The 14,560-nt window shown below is 62.0% G+C and carries 17 protein-coding genes and 1 pseudogene; 9 read left to right on the top strand and 9 right to left on the bottom strand.

Annotated features, from left to right (window positions below; genetic code table 11):
* Nucleotides 1–10: 10 nt before the first annotated feature.
* The 7 genes from HFO99_RS08785 to dnaN form a co-directional block, all read right to left on the bottom strand.
* On the bottom strand, nucleotides 11–991 hold the full coding sequence (locus tag HFO99_RS08785) for a complex I NDUFA9 subunit family protein (protein WP_222360620.1): 981 nt from the start codon (nucleotides 989–991) through the stop codon (nucleotides 11–13).
* Nucleotides 992–1,103: 112 nt separating this feature from the next.
* The gene (locus HFO99_RS08780; RefSeq protein WP_094086884.1) at nucleotides 1,104–1,391 is read right to left on the bottom strand and encodes a DUF1330 domain-containing protein; all 288 of its coding nucleotides are present in this window, start codon (nucleotides 1,389–1,391) and stop codon (nucleotides 1,104–1,106) included.
* Between the two features lie 29 nt (nucleotides 1,392–1,420).
* Complete coding sequence (gene pyrF / locus HFO99_RS08775) at nucleotides 1,421–2,128, bottom strand: orotidine-5'-phosphate decarboxylase (RefSeq protein WP_222332489.1); 708 nt, start codon at nucleotides 2,126–2,128, stop codon at nucleotides 1,421–1,423.
* A gap of 6 nt (nucleotides 2,129–2,134) precedes the next feature.
* The gene (locus HFO99_RS08770; RefSeq protein WP_222360617.1) at nucleotides 2,135–2,716 is read right to left on the bottom strand and encodes a histidine phosphatase family protein; all 582 of its coding nucleotides are present in this window, start codon (nucleotides 2,714–2,716) and stop codon (nucleotides 2,135–2,137) included.
* A gap of 1 nt (nucleotide 2,717) precedes the next feature.
* A complete protein-coding gene (gene pmtA, locus HFO99_RS08765) occupies nucleotides 2,718–3,317 on the bottom strand; it encodes a phospholipid N-methyltransferase PmtA (RefSeq protein ID WP_222360615.1) in 600 nt (199 codons plus the stop codon).
* Between the two features lie 95 nt (nucleotides 3,318–3,412).
* Complete coding sequence (locus tag HFO99_RS08760; protein WP_222300901.1) at nucleotides 3,413–4,324, bottom strand: DUF72 domain-containing protein; 912 nt, start codon at nucleotides 4,322–4,324, stop codon at nucleotides 3,413–3,415.
* Between the two features lie 54 nt (nucleotides 4,325–4,378).
* On the bottom strand, nucleotides 4,379–5,497 hold the full coding sequence (gene dnaN, locus HFO99_RS08755) for a DNA polymerase III subunit beta (RefSeq protein ID WP_129417632.1): 1,119 nt from the start codon (nucleotides 5,495–5,497) through the stop codon (nucleotides 4,379–4,381).
* Nucleotides 5,498–5,590: 93 nt separating this feature from the next.
* Here dnaN and HFO99_RS08750 point away from each other — a divergent pair, with 93 nt between their 5' ends.
* The 8 genes and pseudogenes from HFO99_RS08750 (at nucleotide 5,591) to HFO99_RS08715 (ending at nucleotide 11,861) form a co-directional block, all read left to right on the top strand.
* Nucleotides 5,591–5,761, top strand: coding sequence for a hypothetical protein (locus HFO99_RS08750; protein ID WP_222332487.1), 171 nt, complete (start codon nucleotides 5,591–5,593; stop codon nucleotides 5,759–5,761).
* The gene (gene rsmI, locus HFO99_RS08745) at nucleotides 5,758–6,675 is read left to right on the top strand and encodes a 16S rRNA (cytidine(1402)-2'-O)-methyltransferase (protein ID WP_222360612.1); all 918 of its coding nucleotides are present in this window, start codon (nucleotides 5,758–5,760) and stop codon (nucleotides 6,673–6,675) included. The genes HFO99_RS08750 and rsmI overlap by 4 nt, the downstream gene beginning before the upstream one ends.
* The gene (locus tag HFO99_RS08740; RefSeq protein ID WP_222300893.1) at nucleotides 6,665–7,033 is read left to right on the top strand and encodes a YraN family protein; all 369 of its coding nucleotides are present in this window, start codon (nucleotides 6,665–6,667) and stop codon (nucleotides 7,031–7,033) included. Before rsmI ends, HFO99_RS08740 begins: the two co-directional genes overlap by 11 nt.
* Before the next feature lie 118 nt (nucleotides 7,034–7,151).
* On the top strand, nucleotides 7,152–7,655 hold the full coding sequence (locus HFO99_RS08735; RefSeq protein ID WP_222360611.1) for a cupin domain-containing protein: 504 nt from the start codon (nucleotides 7,152–7,154) through the stop codon (nucleotides 7,653–7,655).
* Between the two features lie 94 nt (nucleotides 7,656–7,749).
* Nucleotides 7,750–8,697 carry a glutathione synthase gene (gene gshB / locus HFO99_RS08730; protein WP_222300889.1) on the top strand — a complete coding sequence of 316 codons (948 nt, stop codon included), beginning with the start codon at nucleotides 7,750–7,752 and terminating at the stop codon, nucleotides 8,695–8,697.
* Between the two features lie 225 nt (nucleotides 8,698–8,922).
* A complete protein-coding gene (locus HFO99_RS08725) occupies nucleotides 8,923–10,455 on the top strand; it encodes a YifB family Mg chelatase-like AAA ATPase (protein ID WP_222300887.1) in 1,533 nt (510 codons plus the stop codon).
* Between the two features lie 11 nt (nucleotides 10,456–10,466).
* Nucleotides 10,467–10,772 (top strand): annotated as a pseudogene (locus HFO99_RS08720) (magnesium chelatase domain-containing protein); the annotation flags it as partial.
* Between the two features lie 114 nt (nucleotides 10,773–10,886).
* Nucleotides 10,887–11,861: a hypothetical protein gene (locus HFO99_RS08715; protein WP_315860473.1), complete on the top strand. Its 975-nt coding sequence runs from the start codon at nucleotides 10,887–10,889 to the stop codon at nucleotides 11,859–11,861.
* Nucleotides 11,862–12,080: 219 nt separating this feature from the next.
* On the opposite strand, the gene cysK is transcribed toward HFO99_RS08715, so the two are convergent.
* Together cysK and HFO99_RS08705 are read right to left on the bottom strand one after the other, a co-directional pair.
* On the bottom strand, nucleotides 12,081–13,043 hold the full coding sequence (gene cysK, locus HFO99_RS08710; RefSeq protein WP_222360608.1) for a cysteine synthase A: 963 nt from the start codon (nucleotides 13,041–13,043) through the stop codon (nucleotides 12,081–12,083).
* Between the two features lie 144 nt (nucleotides 13,044–13,187).
* Nucleotides 13,188–13,805, bottom strand: coding sequence for a LysE family translocator (locus HFO99_RS08705; protein WP_170280263.1), 618 nt, complete (start codon nucleotides 13,803–13,805; stop codon nucleotides 13,188–13,190).
* Between the two features lie 231 nt (nucleotides 13,806–14,036).
* Here HFO99_RS08705 and HFO99_RS08700 point away from each other — a divergent pair, with 231 nt between their 5' ends.
* Complete coding sequence (locus HFO99_RS08700; protein WP_222360606.1) at nucleotides 14,037–14,555, top strand: Dps family protein; 519 nt, start codon at nucleotides 14,037–14,039, stop codon at nucleotides 14,553–14,555.
* The last annotated feature ends 5 nt before the right edge of the window (nucleotides 14,556–14,560 follow it).

Genomic DNA, 14,560 nt, shown 5'->3' with positions numbered 1-14,560 from the left:
GAAAAGATGCTCAGGCGGACTTGCCGGTTCCGGTGTACTGGCCGTGCGGACGATAGTGCACCAGATAGGAGCCGAGCACCGATGCCACCATGGTGGGCGCAATGCCCAGACCCTTCAGCGTGCGGCCTTCCTCCTCGGCTTCTCGGGAGACGATATTGTCGCGCTTTAGTAGGCGCACCTGATCCGGCGTGATCGGCGGCGTTATGAGGGGGATCAGCGAGGCGATGCTGCCGATCATCGAAGCGATGCCGAAGGGCAGGGATATCAGCCGGTTCTTGCGGCACGTCACCTTCAGCATTGTCTCGAGACATTCGCGGAAGCTCAGCACCTCAGGCCCGCCAAGCTCATAGACCTTGCCGCCGGCGACCTTGCCGTCAACAGCGCGGGCAACGGCCTCGGCGACATCCTCGACATAGACAGGCTGGAATTTCGTCTTGCCGCCGCCGACGAGCGGCAGGATCGGCGACATGCGTGCCATCTCGGCAAACTTGTTGAAGAAGCTATCTTCCGGTCCGAACACGATCGACGGACGGAAGATTACCGCATCGGGCTTGACCGAGAGGATGGCTGTTTCGGCGCGACCCTTGGTGCGGCCATAGTCGGAATCGGATTTCGCGTCGGCGCCGATCGCCGAAATATGCGTCAGTGTCGCACCTGCGCCGCGCGCCGCCTCAGCAATCGCACGGCCGCCGAATTCCTGCACCGCGTCGAAAGTGTTGCGGCCGGTTTCGTGCAGAATGCCGACGCAGTTGACGACGTGGCTCGCACCGTCGACGGCGCGGTCGATCGAGCTGCGATAGCGCAGGTTCGCCTGGACGAAAGAGATCTGGCCGACATTGCCGAGCGGCTGCAGGAAACCGGCGAGATCGGGACGGCGCACGGCGACGCGGATGCGATAGCCGCGCTTGGCCAGGGCCCGAACCACGTGCCTGCCCACGAAGCCCGACCCTCCGAACACGGTGACGAGCGGCGGCAGGTTGGCAAGGGTCATGGCAGGCTCCTCGAAAGGCTTGGCGGGATGCTTGATTGGCTTCGTCTTAGCCGAATCCCGGCGCGACGGGAAGGCCCATCACGCGGTCAGTTTTTTGCGAATGCGAGGGCGCTCAGACGCCTTCGACGACGACCATTTCCGCGTCTGCCGCTTCCTGGCGGATTTTGGCGGCGATTTGGTATTCCGGCGAATTATAGCAGTCGACGGCATGCTGCATCGACGGGAATTCGATCACCACGTTGCGGACGCGCGCCTTGCCCTCGAGTTCGGTGAAGGCGCCGCCGCGCGCCAGGAAATTCGCCCCATACTTTTCGAAGGCCGGCTTGGCCGCCGTCACGTAATCCTTGTAGCGCTCGGCATCGCGAACGTCGACGCGGGCGATCCAGTATCCTTTGGCCATGGTCTTCTCCCTTTTGTCGTTGAATCTGGTTAGCGATTTGCCGGCCAGAGTGCGCTCACCATTTCGCTGAGGATCGCGCGGGCGGCATCTCGGGGATCCGGCGCCTTGACGACAGGCCGGCCGACGACGAGATGCGTCGCTCCCGCCTTCAGTGCGTCGAAAGGCGTCATCACCCGCTTCTGGTCGCCCTTGTCGCTACCATCAGGGCGAATGCCGGGGGTGACGATCGCCATGTGGGGCCCGACGATCTCGCGCACCGCAGCCGCTTCCTCCGCCGAGCAGACGATACCGCCCATGCCGGCCGCCCGCGCCTGTTCGGCGCGGCGCAGCACCAGGCTGTGCGGATCCTGGCTGTAGCCGGCCTCGGCAAGGTCGTCGGCATCCATCGAGGTCAGCACGGTCACGCCGAGCAGGCAGAGGCCGGAGCCGGCCGCGGCCTCGACCGCCGCCTTCATCGCTTTCGGATAGGCATGCAGCGTCAGCATCGACATGCCCATCTTGGCGATGTTGTCGACGCCCGAGGCCACCGTGTTGTCGATGTCGAGCAGCTTCATGTCGAGAAAGATCTTCTTGCCGCTAGCGGCAAGATCGCGGGCAAATTCCAGGCCGCCGGCAAAGACCAGCTGATAGCCGATCTTGTAGAAGAGAATGTCGTCGCCGAGCGTGGAAACCAGTCTTTCCGCCTCGCCGATCGTTGGAACATCCAGGCCGACGATCAACCGCTCGCGTGCGTCCATCTGAAGTCACCCCTGCCAGTCTTCGATGGGTGTCCAGTCGCATGATAAGCGGCGATCCGCAATACCGAAAGCATAGAGATTGCCGCCGCCGCCGGGCTGGTCGCGGTCGCGCGCGATCGGGCTGCCAGCCAGATGGCATTTGAGCAGCGTGCCGACGCCGCCATGGCCGACAAAGGCGATCGGCGCCGTCGCATCATGCGTGGCAAGAACGGCGTTCACAGCCTCGACGATGCGGGCCTGCGCATCGACGGCACGCTCCCAGCCTTTGAAGCTCTGTTCCGGATGGGCAAAGAACCAGTTTGCTGCTTCTTCGAATTGCGGCGGCGGCAGGAAGCCGGTGGCCGAGCGGTCGTTCTCATGCATCGCGTCGACGATCTCGACGGTCACACCGGAAGCTTCCGCCAGGATTTCGGCCGTTTCGATCGCCTTCGTCTCGTCGCTGCAGACGATGCGCCGCAATTGCCTGGCCCAGCCGCTCTCGGCCGCTTTGCGGGCGCGTGCCGCACCGATATCGGAAAGCCCCCATTTCGGCACCGGCACATTCGGATCGATCCTGACCTGCGGATGGGTGATGTAGATCCCGAACATCTCAGCCGCGCTTGTAGATCCAGAGCTGCGCTGGCGGAATATTGCGCATGACGAAGTCGAAATGCTGGATGTGGTAGCGGTCCGGATTGGCCGCGATCGGCGAGATCGCGCCATAGGAAATCTGCACCATCGGCCGGCCGGTCGGCAGTCGATCGAGCAGACTTTCAAGCAGCGAGATGCGCTTCGTCATTGGAAAATTCAGAAGCGGAATGCCCGAAACGACGGAATCGAAGGTGAGACCGCTGAAATTGCCAAGAGTGGTCTGAAGATCGAAAGCGTCGCCGTTGATGAAGTGCACGCCGGGATAGGTCCGCTGCAGATGTTTATGAAAATCCGTCGAATATTCGATCGCTACGAGATTTTCCGGTCGGACGCCGCGGCCGAGGATGGCCTTGGTGATGGCGCCCGTGCCCGGTCCAAGTTCAAGCACCGGCAGCCCGGAATGGATATCGACGACGCTTGCCATGCGCTTCGCCGTGATCGAGGAGGTCGGCACGATCGAGCCCACCGTCTTCGGCCCCTGCATCATGCCGCGGAAGAAGCGGATCTCGTCGTCGAACCTCTTGCCCAGCCGTTCCTTCACCTTGACCCGTAAGCTCATTCTCCACCCGTCCGCATGTTGATCGAATGCCTTAATATGCCGCTTGTCGCTTAAGGGACAAGGATTTTCGCAACAAGGACATCGACATCAACAGCTCATGCGGCTTTCGGCGCCGAACCCGGCATGAGATCGGCAAGCCTTTCGCTCAAATGATCGGCGTCGACGGGTGCGCGCAGCTTCACGTCGGTATTGTCGAAATAGAGATAGACGTCGCGGCCCTTGTTGCGCGCTGGTACGGGCGCCAGCACCCGCGTCGCATCGTCAGGTTCTTCGCCCGTGGCCCAGGCGCGGATGCGTTGTGCCCATAGGTCGAGCGCTTCGTCCTCGTAGCCGCTGACATAGAGCTTTTCGGAACCATGCAGGCGGCAGTAGATGAAATCGGCGGTGATATCCATCAGCAGCGGCCATTGCACCGTATCGGCGCAGACGAGGGCGACCTTATGGCGCCTGAGCATCTCGATGAAGGCGGGTGAGCGGAAGCTCTCGTGGCGGATTTCGAGCGCATGCCGGATCGGCTGGTGCCCGTCGCATGTAAGCCAGGCCGGTGCCTTGATATGCCAGTCGTGCCGCTTGGCAAGCGCGATCGCTGCGTCGCGGTCGTGCGGCAGCAGCGACAAAAAACTTTCGAAAAGCGATGGGTCGAAGACCATGTTCGGCGGGAATTGCCAGAGGATCGGCCCGAGCTTGGGGCCAAGCCGCAAAACGCCGGAGGCGAGGAAATTGGCGAGCGCCGTCTGGATATCCTGCAGCCGCAGCATATGGGTGATGAAGCGCGGTCCCTTGACTGCGAAGACGAAATCCTCCGGTGTCTCGTCGCGCCAGCGGCCGAAGCTTTCGGGCCGCTGCAATCCGTAGAAGGTGCCATTGATCTCGATCGACCGGAAGTGCCGGGCGGCGTAGGAAAGCTCCTGCTTCTGCGGCAGGTCCTTCGGGTAGAATTGGCCGCGCCAGGGCGCATAGGTCCAGCCGGATATGCCGATGCGCACCGTTCCCGTCTTTTTCACCATGGGATCCTCCATTTTGACAGGAGGAAAAACGGCAATGGGCGGCCTTCGTTCCGCTCAGACGCGCATCGGCATCAGTACGTAGAGCGCATCGTCGCCCGCCGTGTCGCGGATCAGCGTCGGGGAGCCGGCATCGGCCAGCAGGAAGATCGCTTCCTCGCCGGAAAGCTGGGCGGTGATGTCGAGCAGGTATTTGGCATTGAAGCCGATTTCCATCGCATCCGTGTCGTAGCCGACGGCGACTTCCTCAGTCGCGCTGCCGGAATCGGGATTGTTGACTGTCAGCATCAGCTGCCCTTCGGAAAGCGCCAGCTTGACGGCGCGGCCGCGCTCGGAGGAGATGGTCGAGACGCGGTCGACGGCCTGTGCGAAACTCGTGCAGTCGACACGCATTTCCTTGTCGTTGCCTGTCGGGATGACGCGCTGATAGTCCGGGAAGGTGCCGTCGATCAGTTTCGAGGTCATGACGATCGAGCCGATCGTCAGGCGGATCTTGGCGTCCGAGACCTCGACGGTCACCATCACCTCGGGATTGTCGACCAGCTTCTGCAGTTCGCCGACTGTCTTGCGCGGAATGATGATGCCGGGCATGCCCTCGGAGCCGGAGGGCGCATCGACATCGGCGCGCGCCAGCCGGTGGCCGTCGGTCGCAACCGCCCTGAGTTTCAGCTGGCCGTTGCTCTCGATCGTGTGGAAAAAGATGCCGTTCAGATAATAACGCGTCTCTTCCGTCGAGATCGCAAACTGGGTGCGGTCGATCAACATCTTCAGATCGGTCGCCTTCAGCTTGAAGGAATGCGTGAAGGTGCCAGCTGTCAGATCAGGGAAGTCCGATTCCGGCAGGCACTGCAGCGAGAATTTCGAGCGGCCGGACTGCACGGTCATCGCGCCGCCATCGGTGCTGGTGGCAAGCAGCACTTCCGAGCCGTCGGGAAGCTTGCGCACGATATCGTAGAGAAGATGGGCGGGAACGGTGGTGGCGCCGGGCTGCTCGACGCTTGCCGGTGTCGCCTCGGTGATTTCGAGGTCGAGGTCGGTCGCCTTCATGTCGAGCTTCTGGCCGTCGGCCTTGAGCAATACGTTGGACAGGATCGGGATCGTGTTGCGACGTTCGACCACGCGGTGGACGTGGTTCAGCGATTTCAACAGGTTTGACCGCTCAATAGTAATACGCATGGGATGCTACCGCTTTCGACCGTGACTGTCCGGGCGCGTCGAGCACCCGAAGAATGCTGTCCCGGCTTGAGGCCGGGGGAGTGGACGGGCAAAATGGCAGACTTCAGCATTGCTTTGCAAGAGGCATGGACGCACGCGCCCCTGCATTTGCGGTTTTCCAGAGCGATGCTCACAGAAATCCGAACCCTTGCCGAAGCGATGCCGCTCGCCCATAAAGGCTTCGATGCCGGCGACGAGCCGGCGGGACGAAAGCAAATGGCATGAATGAGGAAACGACAGCGGACGCTGCCAGCCGGCGAAGCTTCCGCCTGCACAATATGGCGGTGCCGGCACGGCCGCTGGAGCCGGCGCTCTATCTCGTCGCCACTCCCATCGGCAATCTCGGCGATATCACCCTGCGCGCGCTGGAAACGCTGGCCGGCGCCGATGTGCTCGCCTGCGAAGATACGCGCGTCACCCGCGTGCTGCTCGACCGCTACGGCATCCAGAATCGCCCCTTCGCCTATCATGATCATAATGCCGATGAGGCCGGTCCTAGGCTACTGCAGGCGCTTGAAGCCGGGCGCTCGGTGGCGTTGGTGTCCGATGCCGGCACGCCGCTGGTCTCCGATCCCGGTTATCGGCTGGCGCAGCAGGCAATAACGGCAGGTTACCGCGTCATTCCCATTCCCGGCGCCTCCGCGCCGCTCGCAGCCCTTGTCGGCTCCGGCCTGCCGAACGATGCCTTTCTTTTCGCCGGTTTCCTGCCGGCCAAGGACAAGGCCCGCCGCGACCGCCTCGGTGAACTTGCAACAGTACCCGCGACGCTGATCTTCTTTGAATCGCCGCATCGCATCGGCGCAACGCTTCTGGCTGCCGCCGATGTGCTCGGGGCCACTCGGCTCGCCTCCGTCTGCCGCGAGCTGACCAAGACCTATGAAGAGTTCCGCCGCGGCACGCTTGCCGACCTTGCGGCGCATTATCAGCAGTTGGAAAACGTCAAGGGCGAGATCGTCCTCGTGATCGGTCCGCCGGAGCCGGTCGAGACTGATGAGGCCGATGTCGAAGCCATCCTGGCCGACCTGTCGAAGTCGATGCCGACGGCAGGCGCCGCGACCGAGGCCGCCCGCCTCACCGGCCTGCCGCGCAAGGTGCTCTACCAGCGGCTGCTGGAGATCAAGAACGCCGATGGGCGGTAACGATCTCACCACGATCAGGAGGAAGGCGCTGCGCCGGGGCCGCATGTCGGAATATGTCGCGGCCATCTTCCTGCTGCTGAAGGGCTACCGCATCCTGGCGCTGCGCCACCGCACCCGGCTCGGCGAGATCGACATCATCGCCCGCAAGGGCGATCTCGCCGTCTTCGTCGAGGTCAAGGCCCGCCATGGCGAGGCGGCGGCGGTCGATGCCGTCTCTATCGCCGCGCAAAAGCGGATACGGGCGGCAAGCGATCTCTGGCTCGCCCGCCAGGCCGATCAGGGCCGCCTTTCCCAGCGCTATGATATCGTGGCGATCATGCCGGGCCGGCTGCCGCGGCATTTTATTGATGCTTTCTGACCTCCTTTCGCCCCATCGGATTTCCGGATCGTTAAACTTTTAGTTCCCGCGTGAAACAGATTCTTACGACTCTCTGTTACGTCAAATCTCGGTAGGGATAACAATTGGGGGTTGTTTCATGGCCTGGAAGCTGATGCTTGCAAGTGCGGTCGCCATGGCCGCGCGCTCGGTGCCGCATGTCGTAGCGAAGCCGGCCGGAAAATCCTTCGTCGCGCATGCGAGCGATCTGCTGCCGCTGAAATCCACGCCGATCAATCCGGACTGGATCGTCAGCGGCAATCCGCAGGCCCGCACCGCCGAACATTCGCGCGGCCATGACGAGGCCTCACTGACGGCGATCTGGGACTGCACGGCGGGCGAATTCCGCTGGTATTTCGGCTGGGACGAGACGGTGATGATCCTCGAAGGCGAGGTCCATATCACCGCCGAGGACGGCACCGAACGAACGCTCTGCGGCGGCGACGTCGCCTTTTTTGCCGGCGGAACGTGGGCGAGCTGGCGGGTCGACAATTACGTCCGCAAGGTCGCCTTCCTGCGCAGGCCCTTCCCGAAGCCCTTGGCGATCGCCTACCGCCTCCGCAACATGCTGCGCAACAGTGGCAACCAGGGCATCGCCGCCTGATTTTGCCGCGGGCGCCCGCTGGAAGCCCTTGATTGCCCGTTGCGTTTGATATCTGGCCGACCTACATCTGTCCGGCATTCAGCGAGGGATGGAAATGGCCAAGATCACCAATGTAGCGGTCCAGATGGACCATGTCGAAGGCATCAATATCGCAGGCGATTCCACCTTCGCCATGAGCCTGGAAGCGCAGGCCCGCGGCTACAAGCTGTTCCATTACACCCCCGACCGCCTGAGCTTCCGCGACAACAGGCTCTATGCCAGCGTCGAGCCGATGGCGCTGCGCGACGTCAAGGGCGATCATTTTGAGCTTGGCGCGCCCGAGCGCGTCGATCTCGCGACCATGGACGTCGTGCTGCTGCGCCAGGACCCGCCCTTCGACATGGCCTATATTACCTCGACGCATCTGCTCGAGCGCATCCATCCGAAGACGCTCGTCGTCAACGATCCGGCCTGGGTGCGCAATTCGCCGGAAAAAATCTTCGTCACCGAGTTCTCCGACCTGATGCCGAAGACGTTGATCACCAAGGATGCCGCCGAGATCCGCCGCTTCCGCGATGAGATGGGCGACATCATCCTGAAGCCGCTTTACGGCAATGGCGGCGCTGGCGTCTTCCATTCGACCCGCGACGACCGCAACCTCTCCTCGCTGCTCGAAATGTTCGGCCAGCTTTTCCGCGAGCCCTTCATCGCCCAGCAATATCTGCCCGACGTGCGCAAGGGCGACAAACGTATCATTCTCGTTGACGGCGAATTCGCCGGCGCCATCAACCGCGTGCCGGCCGAACACGACAGCCGCTCCAACATGCATGTCGGCGGCCGCGCCGAGGCGACCGAACTGACGCCGCGCGAACAGGAAATCTGCACCCGCATCGGTCCGGCGCTGAGGGAACGCGGCTTCCTGCTCGTCGGCATCGATGTGATCGGCGATTACATGACCGAGATCAACGTCACTTCGCCCACCGGTATCCGCGAGGTCAAGAAATTCGGCGGCGCCGATATCGCAAGCCTGCTTTGGGATGCGATCGAGCGTAAGCGCGGCTGAGCCTGCCGCTGACCGTTTTGGTCCGGCGAGCGATCGCAACCAAGGTCACAGCGAATGCCTGACTACGTTCTTTGATTGTTCTTGTTTTATTCCTGCGTCCATGCCAGATTGCAACTGTTGGCCTTAATGCATGTCGCCCAAAGTGCGTAGCGGTTCTGGGGACCACGACAAGTATCAAATGAAGGCCGCAGGGCGGTATATAAATTTGCGGCAAGGGATGGGCTTATGGTCGCGCGTGTCAGTACGGTTGCATTTCAGGGCATCGAAGGTGTGCCGGTCGAGGTCCAGGTCATGGTCGCCCCCGGTAAGGTCGGCATGCAGATCGTCGGCCTGCCCGACAAGGCGGTTGCCGAAAGCCGCGAGCGCGTGCAGGCCGCCCTCCACGCCTCCGGTCTGGCGCTGCCGGCCAAGCGGGTGACGGTCAATCTGGCGCCGGCTGACCTGCCGAAGGAAGGTTCGCATTTCGATCTGCCGATCGCGCTCGCCCTGATGGCCGCCCTCGGCGCCATTCCTGCCGATGCGCTGTCGGATTTTGTCGTCGTCGGTGAGCTCAACCTCGACGGCACGATCGCCGCCATATCAGGCGCGCTGCCGGCCGCGATCGGTGCCAATGCGCTCGGCAAGGGGCTGATCTGCCCGGCCGAAAGCGGCGCCGAAGCCGCCTGGGCGGGTGCCGAGGTCGATATCCTCGCACCCCGCAGCTTGATTGCCCTTGCCAATCATTTCCGCGGCACCCAGGTGCTCTCCAGGCCGGAAGCGTCGATCCGCGCCAATGCCGCAAACCTGCCTGACCTTGCCGAAATCAAGGGCCAGGAAAGCGCCAAGCGGGCGCTCGAAGTGGCGGCCGCCGGCGGCCATAATCTGCTGATGGTCGGTCCTCCGGGCTCCGGCAAGTCGATGCTGGCGGCCAGGCTGCCGTCGATTCTGCCGCCGCTTTCGGCCGCCGAGCTGCTTGAGGTGTCGATGGTCCATTCGATCGCCGGCCAGCTCTCCGGCGGCAAGCTTTCCGATCGCCGGCCCTTCCGCACCCCGCATCATTCCGCCACCATGGCAGCCCTCGTCGGCGGCGGCCTGCGCGCCCGTCCGGGCGAAGCCTCGCTTGCCCATCACGGCGTGCTCTTTCTCGACGAATTTCCCGAATTCACGCCGCAGGCGCTGGATGCGCTGCGCCAACCGCTCGAAGGCGGCGAATGCGTCATTGCGCGCGCCAATCACCGCGTCTCCTATCCGGCGAAATTCCAGCTGATCGCGGCGATGAACCCCTGCCGCTGCGGTATGGCCGGCGAACCGGGCCACACCTGCGCCCGCGGCCCGCGCTGCATGAGTGATTACCAGGCCCGCATCTCCGGCCCGCTGATGGATCGCATTGATATCCGCATCGACGTGCCGGCCGTCTCCGCCGCCGATCTGATCCGGCCGATGGCGGCTGAAAGCAGCGCCGAAGTTGCGCGCCGTGTCGCCCGCGCCCGTGAAATCCAGCAGGAGCGCTTTGAAAGCGCAGGCGCAAAGGGCATCGGCACCAATGCCCGCTGCTCCACCGCGATGATCGAAAAACTGGCCGAGCCCGATGCAAGCGGTCTGCAGCTGCTGCGCGACGCCGCCGAAAAGATGAAATTCTCCGCCCGCGGTTACCACCGCGTGCTCAAGGTCGCCCGCACCCTGGCCGATCTCGACGGCAAACCGACCGTCGGCCGCATCCATCTCGCCGAAGCTATCTCCTACCGCATCGCCGGCGAAAGGCTGACAGCGGCGGCGTAGGAAGAGGGGCAATTGTCGGACTGTTTGACAAGGCGGTTGCCGAAAGCCGCGAGCGCGTGCAGGCCGCCCTCCACGCCTCCGGCCTGGCGCTGCCGGCCAAGCGCGTCACGGTCAATCTGGCGCCTGCCGACCTGCCGAAGGAAGGCTCGCATTTCGATCTGCCGATCGCGCTCGCCCTGATGGCTGCCCTCGGCGCCATTCCCGCCGATGCACTGTCGGATTTTGTCGTCGTCGGCGAGCTCAACCTCGACGGAACGATCGCCGCCATATCAGGCGCACTGCCGGCTGCGATCGGCGCCAATGCGCTCGTGGTTGGTTAGCCCAGGACGTGCAGGTCGCCGATCTATCAATTGGAGCGTTCAGAATTTATGGATGTGGGTCGCCGCCACCGGTCGTTTCGCGGCGAGATGATTTGTATGCGGAGATTCAGCGTGGAACCCGAGGAACATGAACTGCTCAAAGCGGCATGCGAAGCCACGGCAGCAAGTCACCCTGATTTACAAAGGAGCCAACGAGAATCCCCAGACGAGAGTGCAAAATCAATTGAAGATGAGATATCGGGTTTCCTCGGAGCGATATGGCAGGATCGTAAAACCGTCTATGATTCCGCTGAACAAGCGCTACAGCCCCTGTGCCTCCTATATGATTTGCAGGTCTGCGACCTCTCACACTTTGGGCTGAAGAATGCACATCATCGAAGCCGAGTGAAATGGCCAGAAGCCCAATTACCAGTCCAGCCATCTCCTAATGCCGTTTTTTATGTTTTGGCCTCTAACCTAGCCCAATCCATGCAGGCCTTTCGCCTATTGGTTCTTCATGGATTCGAAGGGCAGGCCCGAGCAACCTTCAGAGGAGTGATCGAGACTGCGGACTTGCTGATTATGGTCTTGGCAAGTGAAGCGACGTATCGAGAATTCATAAAATCCTTTGAAGACCCTAACGAGAGCTACAAACACTGGAGAAGCCATCTATCTCCATCGAAAATTAGGGCTGCCGTTTCGCTGCTGGAAGACGACGATCCGCTTTCCATCCTAATCGATCAGACGCCGAACGAAGTCAGAAAGGATATGTATCAGTGGCTTTCCAACTTCGTTCATGTGAATTTTGTTGCTCACATTGTTGCAGCTCATCCAGAGGATTTTGCTGGAAACTCTCGACCGCTCGCGATGCTCGGAGACGTAGGTGAGGCGTCGAGAGCGACACTTGCCCACGGCCTGCTATACCTTTGGATTACCTTGCTGAGGATTGAGAAATTGCTTTGGGAACAGCATCGCTGGAAAGGTTTCCGGGGAAAGCGCTCCCGAAAATGGTTCAAATATCGCTGCCGTGCATTGGACGAACTGTTCCTGTCCTATCTGCCGACGTATTGGGAAAAGAACCCTGTAGCTAGCACGCAGTCCATATAGGTGGCCCCTTGAATGTGGGACCCGGTGCTAGTGGTAGTGACCGATTACTGCTTACTTCGTAAGCATCGTTCACTCCGTGCGGGGCCCTCAGCCGGACGATTTCATCGAGAACCCTCCAGGCGAGAGAGACTGACGGCTGCGGCGTAGCAAATAGGGGCGCCAGAGCGCCCCTAGACTCTGCGAAGATGAACGTCCGGGAAACCCCCGGCCAAAGCCAGCCTAGCTCCCGAGCCCCTCGAACAACGCCGTCGAAAGATAGCGCTCGGCGAAGGAGGGGATGATGATGACGATGTTCTTGCCGGCGTTCTCGGGACGGAGGCCGACCTTGATGGCCGCTGTCAGTGCCGCACCCGAGGAGATGCCGACCGGTACGCCTTCGAGCCGGGCGACCAGCCGCGCCTGTTCAAAGGCTTCGTCGTTGGTCACGGTGACGACCTCGTCATAGATGCCGGTATCGAGGATCTTCGGCGCAAAGCCGGCGCCGATGCCCTGGATCTTGTGCGGGCCGGGATTGCCGCCGGAGAGGATCGGCGAATCGGCCGGTTCGACGGCGATGATCTTGATCTCGGGCTTGCGGCTTTTCAACACCTGGCCGACGCCGGTAATCGTGCCGCCGGTGCCGATGCCTGAGACGACGATATCGACGGTGCCTTCGGTGTCGTTCCAGATCTCCTCGGCCGTCGTCTTGCGGTGGATCTCGGGATTGGCCGGGTTTTCAAACTGCTGCGGAATGACGGCATCGGGAAGCGACGACGCCAGTTCCTCGGCCTTGGCGATGGCGCCCTTCATGCCCTTTGGTCCCTCAGTCAGCACCAGCTCGGCGCCGAGCAGCGCCAGCATCTTGCGGCGCTCGACCGACATCGTTTCCGGCATGGTGAGGATCAACCGATAACCCTTGGCGGCGGCGGCAAAGGCGAGCGCGATGCCGGTGTTGCCGGAGGTCGGCTCGATCAACACCGTCTTGCCGGGGGTGATCTTGCCCTGGGCTTCGAGGCTTTCGATCATCGCGACGCCGATGCGGTCCTTGACCGAGGCGATCGGGTTGAAGAATTCGAGCTTGCCGATCAGGTTCGCCACGACGCCCTTTTCCCGCGCCAGCTTGTCGAAGCGCACGAGCGGCGTGTCGCCGATGGTCTCGGTGATCGAGGAATAGATGCGGCCGCGGCCGGGCTTGTGCGACATGGGTGCTCTCCCTTTGAAATCCTGCTCCTGAAATCGATGGGAGAATAGGGTCAAAGGCCCGTCTAGACCAGACCGCGTTCGACCTGGAGAGGCGATCAGGAGAGAAAAAAACCTTTGAAAACCGGTTCTTGTCGAATGTTTATTTCAGGCCGCCCGCGTGGCGATGAAGGCGGCCGTTCCCGCGAGGATGCCGGCCGCAACCCGGTTCAGCGCCTGCAAGGCCCGTGGCTGCTTCAGCATCGTGCGGGCCCGCGAGGCAAGCAGCATATAGGGCACGAGCACGACGATCAGCACCACGAATGTGACGGCGAGCAAGATCGCATAGTCTCGCAGGCCGATATTGCCGATATCGATCAGCGTCGGCACCAGGGCGACATAGAAGAGCATCGTCTTCGGATTGCCGAGCGTCACCAGCAGGCCGGAGAGGAAGGATAGGCCGATATTGGTGGATTTCCGCGCCGCGATATCCTGCGGCAGCAATCCCGCTGTCCAGAGTTTCCAGGCGATGTAGCCGAGATAGAGGGCGCCGGCGATCTTGATGACGATGAAAACCTCGGTGAAGGTCTGCGCCACGAAGGCAAGGCCGAGAATGACCGCTGTGAGATAGGTCATGTCGCCGAGCACCAGGCCGAGGCCCATGAAGAAGGTCTCGCGGAAATTCGAGCCGAGCGCACGCGCGACGATTGCGGTGATTCCGGGTCCCGGAATGGCCGCGGCAATGAACAGCGCTCCGGCATAGGTGATCAGGACGGTGAGGCTCATCTTCTTAACCCTCAGGGGTTCCACCGCCCATCTATAGGCAAGCGCCGCTTCCTCATCAATGCATTGGCGCTGATCGGTCCATGACCATAAGGAATAGGTCTGCTAGACCATGATCTACTTGGAAAGCGACCAGGCCTTGCTATTTCCCTCTCTGCAAATGCGCGATCAGCGCGGCCGCCGCGGTTTCCCGGCCGGTGGCGCTGGAGATTTTCATCACCAAGGAGAGATTAAATGTCCCATACGCCGGCCGAAACCCGCAGACTTTCGCCACTCAAGACGCCGTCCAGCCTGTCGACCAACGCCATTACCGATATTTCGGCAGCGCTGACCGCACTGCTCGCCGATGTCTTTACGCTTTATGTGAAGACCAAGAATTTCCATTGGCACATGTCCGGCCCGCATTTTCGCGACTATCATCTGCTGCTCGACGAACAGGCGGAACAGATCTTCGCCATGACCGACGACATTGCCGAGCGTAGCCGCAAGATCGGCGGCACGACGCTGCGCTCCATCGGCCAGATCGCCCGGCAGCAGCGCCTTTCGGACAATGACGCGGATTTCGTCACGCCCGAAGACATGTTGTCGGAACTGCGCGAGGACAATGCTCAGCTCGTTTCGCTGCTGCGCGAGGTGCATGGCCTCTGCGACGAGCATAATGATGTCGCGAGCGCCAGCCTGATCGAGAACTGGATCGACGAGGGCGAGCGCCGCACCTGGTTCCTGTTCGAAACGACACGCCCGCAGAGGTAATGTCG

It is taken from the genome of Rhizobium leguminosarum, from assembly GCF_019798305.1.
Classification (GTDB): domain Bacteria; phylum Pseudomonadota; class Alphaproteobacteria; order Rhizobiales; family Rhizobiaceae; genus Rhizobium; species Rhizobium leguminosarum_U.
The sequence above is the reverse complement of the archived record's forward strand: the minus strand, read 5'-3'. Positions and strand labels throughout refer to the sequence as shown.

Coding starts and splice junctions, on each gene's coding strand:
- HFO99_RS08785 (WP_222360620.1), bottom strand. CDS start 991: ATGACCCTTGCCAACCTGCCGCCGCTCGTCACCGTGTTCGGAGGGTCG.
- HFO99_RS08780 (WP_094086884.1), bottom strand. CDS start 1,391: ATGGCCAAAGGATACTGGATCGCCCGCGTCGACGTTCGCGATGCCGAG.
- pyrF (WP_222332489.1), bottom strand. CDS start 2,128: ATGGACGCACGCGAGCGGTTGATCGTCGGCCTGGATGTTCCAACGATC.
- HFO99_RS08770 (WP_222360617.1), bottom strand. CDS start 2,716: ATGTTCGGGATCTACATCACCCATCCGCAGGTCAGGATCGATCCGAAT.
- pmtA (WP_222360615.1), bottom strand. CDS start 3,317: ATGAGCTTACGGGTCAAGGTGAAGGAACGGCTGGGCAAGAGGTTCGAC.
- HFO99_RS08760 (WP_222300901.1), bottom strand. CDS start 4,324: ATGGTGAAAAAGACGGGAACGGTGCGCATCGGCATATCCGGCTGGACC.
- dnaN (WP_129417632.1), bottom strand. CDS start 5,497: ATGCGTATTACTATTGAGCGGTCAAACCTGTTGAAATCGCTGAACCAC.
- HFO99_RS08750 (WP_222332487.1), top strand. CDS start 5,591: ATGGCAGACTTCAGCATTGCTTTGCAAGAGGCATGGACGCACGCGCCC.
- rsmI (WP_222360612.1), top strand. CDS start 5,758: ATGAATGAGGAAACGACAGCGGACGCTGCCAGCCGGCGAAGCTTCCGC.
- HFO99_RS08740 (WP_222300893.1), top strand. CDS start 6,665: ATGGGCGGTAACGATCTCACCACGATCAGGAGGAAGGCGCTGCGCCGG.
- HFO99_RS08735 (WP_222360611.1), top strand. CDS start 7,152: ATGGCCTGGAAGCTGATGCTTGCAAGTGCGGTCGCCATGGCCGCGCGC.
- gshB (WP_222300889.1), top strand. CDS start 7,750: ATGGCCAAGATCACCAATGTAGCGGTCCAGATGGACCATGTCGAAGGC.
- HFO99_RS08725 (WP_222300887.1), top strand. CDS start 8,923: ATGGTCGCGCGTGTCAGTACGGTTGCATTTCAGGGCATCGAAGGTGTG.
- cysK (WP_222360608.1), bottom strand. CDS start 13,043: ATGTCGCACAAGCCCGGCCGCGGCCGCATCTATTCCTCGATCACCGAG.
- HFO99_RS08705 (WP_170280263.1), bottom strand. CDS start 13,805: ATGAGCCTCACCGTCCTGATCACCTATGCCGGAGCGCTGTTCATTGCC.
- HFO99_RS08700 (WP_222360606.1), top strand. CDS start 14,037: ATGTCCCATACGCCGGCCGAAACCCGCAGACTTTCGCCACTCAAGACG.